The following is a 6,735-nucleotide window of genomic DNA, read 5'->3' as shown; positions in this document are numbered from 1 at the left end:
TTTCCCTCAAACCCTCTTCCTGTCTCCCTTTGCCACTTTTGTCCTGTACTGAGCTAGGGATTACATTGCTTTCTAATACAATTAGAGAACTAAGAATTTTAAAGGTAGATGCAGGATTAAATGCTGTTTTATTGCGAGTAGAGTTGTATTGATAAGTCCGATCATTGTTTGAGTCATAGATTACGATTGAACCGTTTGCATTTAAGTTTCTAAAATGCTGTTCAAAATTGATATTATGGTTAAGTGATGATTCCTATGTAGTTGTTAAAACAGGCAGTGAAGATTGTCTTTCCTCAGCAATAATTGGGGATGAATTGACAGTAATGATGTTGAAAATCAGACAGGCTGTAAGAAAACAATATTTCATGTGAATTATAGAGATTTCCCGATGTGTAACTCAGCTTAAGCTTACCATAATTCTTCTGCTATAATTGCAGAAGAACCCTATTCCTTAGCGCGAATTACTTGAGGTTGCCCGTTGCAGGGTTTCGAGGGAGATTTGGGCAAAATATTGGCGGCGAAACTGTTCTTCTTGCACAGCAGAGAGAAAGATATAGATGAGGCTAAAATCAGAGAAATCAATTCTAGCATTATAGGCTATAGTTAATTTTTTTTCTTGTTGAGCGATACTAAACCCAATCTGAGATAAGGCATTTAATCCCAACTGCAAAGCTGTTGCTGTTACTTGAAGCCGATCTTGTAGAAAATTGAGAGATATGGACTCTTGAGTACGACTTAAATATTTGGCAATGCCGACTAACTTTTTCCAGGTTTCGATAGGGTTATGGGGTGTAAAAGAATTATAAGCGATCGCGACTGTTTTTTGCTGTTGATTGGCTTGCTCTAGCCATCCTTCAATTTCTTGCCAACTGACTGGATTTTCAGTAATCACCCAAGGATCAGACTCAGTAATCTTTTCCGGTTCATCCAGTTTCTCGGTGCGCCAATCTAGAATCGGTATTGATTCAGATGTAGCCGTCGATAATGGCTCTTGCTCGGCAGCAACTAAATCAATAATGCGCACATGGTATTTCTGATAGTCATTAAAATCTAACTCAACCACCACATGAGATTCACCGGGAGGAATATCCTCTTGATAATGTCCCCACCACAATCCCGGAATTCCCTGATTACTGCTGGAGTCGGTTAAAATAAACTGGGTTTTAATATATTTAACTTTATTTCCCTTATTGTCTTTGATATTGGTATTAAACGTGTTAGTAAACCGACAATTTTTAAGCAAAATGTGCGGTACAGGATTGCCCATTCCACAGGGTTCTAAAAATTTGAGTTCTTGAAAGAGTTCCTTGCCTAGATCGGCAACTGTTAGTTCAAGGTCAATATCGAGAATGGGGGAGCGATCGCCAGATGCTAAAGTGCGATTGAGTTCTTGATTAATGCCTTCCGTAAGTAGAGGTAAATTTTCTAGGGGTAAGCTTAAACCGGCGGCGAAGGGATGACCGCCAAATCGATGCAGCAAATGGGATTGACTATTGACCAATTGATACAGGTCAATCTGGGCGACAGAACGGGCAGACCCTTGAGCAAATTGAGACCCAGTTTCACAACTTAATAAGATCGTCGGTTTATGGTATTCTTGGGCAATTTGAGAGGCGACTAAACCGAGTACACCAGCCGGCCATTCAGGCTTGTGTAGGACAATGGCTTGAGTTGTCGATAGGTCTAATTGCGAGACTTCAAAGATGGCATCTTGAACGACACTCTGCTGAATTTCTTTGCGTCGAGTATTAGCCAGTTCAGCAGATTCGGCTAACTGATGGCAGGTTTTTAAGTCTCGATTGGTCAGCAGTTCCACGCAAAAACTGGCATCACCATAAATGCGACTGACGGCGTTAATTCTAGGCCCAATACCAAAAGAAATATCCGTGGGGCGATCGCCCGTTTTTTTGCACAAGTCCAATAAACGCCCAATTCCAGGACGACGACGCGCTTCAGGAGGACGCAGATAATCACGCTGTAAGCACCCGATTCCCCGTTGGGCTAAATAGCGACAATCTCCTTTAAGCTGGACTAAATCGGCAATTAATCCGATCGCCACTAAATCCAGTAGCTCGTCTAAGGGCGCTTGCGGAATATCAGGAAACTGTTGATACAGTGCTTCCACCAATTTATAAGCCACCGCTACCCCAGATAAATGGAACAGAGGATGATCCTCAGCCAGATAGCGGGGGTTAATAATAGCAGTAACAGGAGGACGCAGGGCCGGTAAGGTATGATGATCGGTAATCATAACATCAATGCCTAAACTTTGGGCTAATTCCACTTCCACTAAATTGGTACTTCCCGTATCGCAAGTGACAATCAGTTGGGTTCCTTGCTCTGCCAAGCGTTCAATTCCAGGAGCATTTAAGCCATGGGATTCGCTTAAGCGGTTAGGAATATAATAGTCTAAGTTTGCCGCCGCGAAGAATTGCCCCAAGCCATCGAGTAAAACAGCAGTAGAAGTCACTCCATCTGCATCAAAATCTCCCCAAATAGTGACGTTTTCTCCCTGAATTCTTGCTTGTTCTAACCGCGCAACGGCTTGTTGCATTTCTTCGCCAAATTCAAACGGGCTAGTCGGGGTATACTGCCCAGCAGATAGGAAATGAGCTAAAGTCTCGCGGTTTTGAATCCCCCTTTGCCCCAAAATCTGCGCCAAGCGATCGCATCGGGAAAGTTGGGGGGTGAACTGGGCAATTTCCTGCACAAACCAGTTGGGAGGCTCAAATTCAGGAGCAAGTTGCCACGTTGCAGTTGGTTTCATAGACATTGGGACGATTAAAATCAAGATACGCCAGGGATTAACCTATCTCTTCAAAGGGTTAGCATTTCTGCTATATACCCTTTCTTTTGAAGATTGCTACCCATCGATCTTCGGGAGGCAAGGGACTGAATGCCCCTTGTTCAGTATCCTTGCGGATTTTAGTCTGTAAACAGAAACCTAGGACAGGGTTTTTAAAAATCGTCTTTAGAGGCGATCGCCACCACCATCCTCTGAATCACTTCTTTGACCTGAATTTCCCCCAATTCTCCCTTAGCGCGAGTGCGAATATTGAGGCTCTCTGCTTCCATTTCCTTCGCTCCAATAACACTCATAATGGGAACTTTTTCTTTCTCTGCATTGCGAATTTGTTTACTCAAGCGCTCTCCACTTCGATCCACTTCCACGCGAATCTTATAATTGAGCATTTGCTCGGCAACCTTCTGGGCAAAGGGCAATTGCGTTTCGCTCACCGGTAACAACCGAATCTGCACTGGAGCTAACCAGAGGGGAAAATCACCTGCATATTCCTCAATTAAAATCCCCACTAAGCGCTCTAAAGAACCAAATGGAGCGCGGTGAATCATCACCGGACGTTCGCGAATCCCTTCCTCCGAAACATAGGTCAGATCGAAGCGCTCTGGTAAATTATAATCCACTTGCACCGTTCCCAACTGCCATTCCCGGTCTAGGGCATCTCGGAAAATAAAATCGAGTTTTGGCCCATAAAAGGCAGCTTCCCCAATACCTTCAAAATGCTCCATCCCCAGGGTTTCTACCGCACGACGGATAGCATTTTGGGATTTTTCCCAAGCTTCGTCCGAACCAATATATTTATCTAAACTGGGATCGCGAAAACTTAACCTAGCTTTGAAATTACTTAACCGCAAGGTCTTAAACACGCTCAGGGTTAAATCCACCACATTTAAGAATTCCCGATCCAACTGCTCCGGAGTCACAAATAAGTGCGAGTCATCTTGAGTAAACCCGCGCACCCGTGTAAGTCCCCCCAGTTCTCCCGATTGTTCGTAGCGGTAAACGGTGCCAAATTCAGCTAATCGAATCGGGAGATCTCGGTAAGAATGGAGCTGACTTTTATAAATTTGGATATGGAAGGGACAGTTCATCGCTTTTAGCACAAAGCCTTCTGCTTCCGATTCTCCCATCATCGGGAACAAGTCATCTTTGTATTTTTGCCAATGACCGGAGGTTTTAAACAGGTCTACTCGCCCAATGTGGGGAGTAACCACTTGTTGATAGCCCCGTTTGAGTTGTTCTTGTTTGAGGAAGTCTTCGAGTAAGCTGCGAACGGTTGCACCTTTCGGTGTCCACAGGGGTAAACCCGGGCCAACTTGATCGGAAAAAATGAATAATCCCAGCTCTTTGCCCAGTTTTCGATGGTCTCGTTTGAGGGCTTCTTCTTTACGTCGTTGATATTCGGCCAGTTGTTCGGGGTTTTCCCAAGCTGTACCGTAAATTCGCTGAAGTTGGGCTTTGTTGGCATCTCCACGCCAATAGGCTCCTGCGACACTTTCCAGGGCGATCGCCTTCGGGTTAATTGCTCCTGTATTCTCTACATGGGGTCCAGCACATAAATCCCACCATTGATCGGCTAAATGATAGATCGTAATCGGCTCCGTTTTAATATCGTCAAGGATTTCCAGTTTGTAGGGTTCTTGCAGTTGTTCGATTCGCGCCTTTGCTTCTTCGCGACTCACCTCTTCCCGAAGTACAGGGAGTTTGCGGTTGATAATCTTGATCATCTCTTTTTTAATCGCCTTCAGGTCTTTTTCCGTAAAGGGTTCTGGACAATCAAAGTCGTAATAAAATCCATTTTCGATCCAAGGCCCAATCGTAACTTGAGCTTTGGGAAAAAGTTTCTGTACCGCCATTGCCATGATGTGAGAGGTCGTATGGCGGATTTTCTTTAAGGTTTCCGATTCACTGGTGCGAGGTAGATGGATTTGAGGCGCTTCTTGTTCCATAGGTTGGGCTGCTTTGGAGTCTTCTGGAGGCATGGGTTTACTAATCTATATCAATGATGTAGGGTTAATGCTCAATGTCAGAGCCATTGGATAATCTCTAGAGTCAGGCGTTGATGGAAGCCATTCGCTTTCGCGATTCTTTTGGGAATCGGCCTCCATTTTACGAGAAAATGGGCCTTCTTGAGGGTCAAGAGTCTCACCGTGGAGTGAAACAATCTTAAGTTAAGCTTAAATTTCTAAATGTAAAGAAACGTAACTTACGTTAAGCTTATGATAGAGATGATCGATCAATACTGGATTGATGGTGATATGGGTCGTGCCCCTGCACCTGGATTTAATACCCCTTTTGATTAAAACTCAATTTGGAGATCTGTAATAATGCTACATCTGGTTTATGTCTTTGCTTTCACTACCTTAGCCTTTATCGCTGTTGGTAATTTAATCCGCAACTTGATGGTACTCGGTTCTGAAAGCACTCGCACCTATCCCCCGAAGTTAACGGATATTCCGGTAGAACAGAATCGCATCTCATCCACTCAGGTTCCCCATCCTGAGTTTTTAGATGACACGGGAACCTTAATCAAAGAACCCTTATTGGTGATGCGATCGATTACGGTAGAAGATGCTCGCGAAAAGTTAGATGCCCTGTATAATTCTTCTCCTGAATCTTCTGCTAAAGACGATCGAGGAGAAGTTTGAAATTCTAGTACTACCGGCTGGTAATTGGCATGGTAGTTGCTACGGTTGAGATGAAATTCTTTATCGACATAAAAATAGGGTTAAGTTACTGTGGAGCTTTATTGTGACTGAACTTAACCCCAATTCACCTCTGCATCACGAGACTGAATTAACTCCATTTAGCTTCAATGTTTAACGGGGACTAAGCGAGTCGGAATTGGGGATAAAGCTTGAGTTCATCGGAATTAAAGGTTCTAGCCCAGTCGATCAGCTCTTCGGTAATCTGATGGAAACTCTCAGGTTTGAGCAACAAAGCAATATATTGATCTTTTTGTTTCACCACAATTGCCCGATATTTTTCAGAACAGGTGCTGGCGTAGTGAAATCCATCAAGTTGCAAAGAGGACATTAATAGCGATCGCAGTCCCAAAGCCTGAAACACCGTTTGTACCCAACTGACGTTATCCACTTCATCCGTCACCAAATATTCACGGGGTAAACCACTTAAATCAAAGACTGCTGCACCGACTACTGACGCTAAATATAGGTCTTGTTTAGACAAATCATGGGACTCAGAGGGGGTAGGCTGAGAATCAGGAGTCATTGGAGACTGGCTTACTTGACATGAATGAGTAGAAAAACACGCTTTGGAAACATTCGGGTATTCATATACCCAATTGCAACCAGAAAGCTCCGCTTCTGTTTTCCCCAATACTATAATCCTTAGTTGTGGATAAAGGTCTTGCAATCGCCAACAAAAACGCTGAGTTTGATGGGGCAGGAAAAGAATATCTAAAATCAGCAGATCGGGCGCTTGCTGCCGCACACTGTGTAATAACTCTTGGGTATTACGGCAAATCTGGGTATGTTCTTCTTGGCGATCGATGAATTCACTGACACAAGTTTTTGCAAACCGAGTTGAAGCCAAGATAATATTTAGGGTTTGCTGTTCAAAAGTTGGAGTTATCAGAGATAGTTGCATATTTTCTCCTATTTAGTTGATTTAAACGAAATTAAGCTGGTTTTATTAAATGGATTTTCCTTAAAAAAATAGACGGATTCCCACTAGGGATCGCTTTTTCGACTATGTTTAACCGTAATCCTTAATTAAATTATATAGTGCTTTGGGCTAAGGGGATGTAAAAGATAATAGGCAATAGCTCATAGGGAAAAACCGGATATAGCCTGTAATACGACTAACATTAACTCTCCCTTCACTGTAATTATTTAGGGCTATACAACATTCGTCCTGTTATGAAATCCAGTAGACCGCTTGCATAGGTGAGCAGAAAATGAATTGCAATAGAG

The 6,735-nt window shown here is 43.4% G+C and carries 5 protein-coding genes; 1 reads left to right on the top strand and 4 read right to left on the bottom strand.

Going from position 1 to position 6,735, the window contains the following annotated elements; translation table 11 throughout:
* The 3 genes from AC3A14_RS15385 to thrS form a co-directional block, all read right to left on the bottom strand.
* Positions 1 to 181, bottom strand: a 181-nt coding sequence (locus AC3A14_RS15385; RefSeq protein ID WP_487779051.1) for a penicillin-binding transpeptidase domain-containing protein, incomplete at its 3' end; no start/stop codon positions are given.
* Positions 182 to 451: 270 nt separating this feature from the next.
* Complete coding sequence (gene recJ, locus AC3A14_RS15380; RefSeq protein ID WP_318732995.1) at positions 452 to 2,767, bottom strand: single-stranded-DNA-specific exonuclease RecJ; 2,316 nt, start codon at positions 2,765 to 2,767, stop codon at positions 452 to 454.
* 191 nt (positions 2,768 to 2,958) lie between these two features.
* Positions 2,959 to 4,782 carry a threonine--tRNA ligase gene (thrS, locus tag AC3A14_RS15375; RefSeq protein ID WP_318732996.1) on the bottom strand — a complete coding sequence of 608 codons (1,824 nt, stop codon included), beginning with the start codon at positions 4,780 to 4,782 and terminating at the stop codon, positions 2,959 to 2,961.
* 345 nt (positions 4,783 to 5,127) lie between these two features.
* On the opposite strand from thrS, the gene AC3A14_RS15370 reads away from it, so the two are divergent.
* Positions 5,128 to 5,448, top strand: coding sequence for a DUF2973 domain-containing protein (locus AC3A14_RS15370; RefSeq protein WP_318732997.1), 321 nt, complete (start codon positions 5,128 to 5,130; stop codon positions 5,446 to 5,448).
* 181 nt (positions 5,449 to 5,629) lie between these two features.
* On the opposite strand, the gene AC3A14_RS15365 is transcribed toward AC3A14_RS15370, so the two are convergent.
* Positions 5,630 to 6,409 carry a hypothetical protein gene (locus AC3A14_RS15365; protein ID WP_318732998.1) on the bottom strand — a complete coding sequence of 260 codons (780 nt, stop codon included), beginning with the start codon at positions 6,407 to 6,409 and terminating at the stop codon, positions 5,630 to 5,632.
* Positions 6,410 to 6,735 lie beyond the last annotated feature (326 nt).

Source organism: Roseofilum sp. (assembly GCF_982964205.1).
The sequence above is the reverse complement of the archived record's forward strand: the minus strand, read 5'-3'. Positions and strand labels throughout refer to the sequence as shown.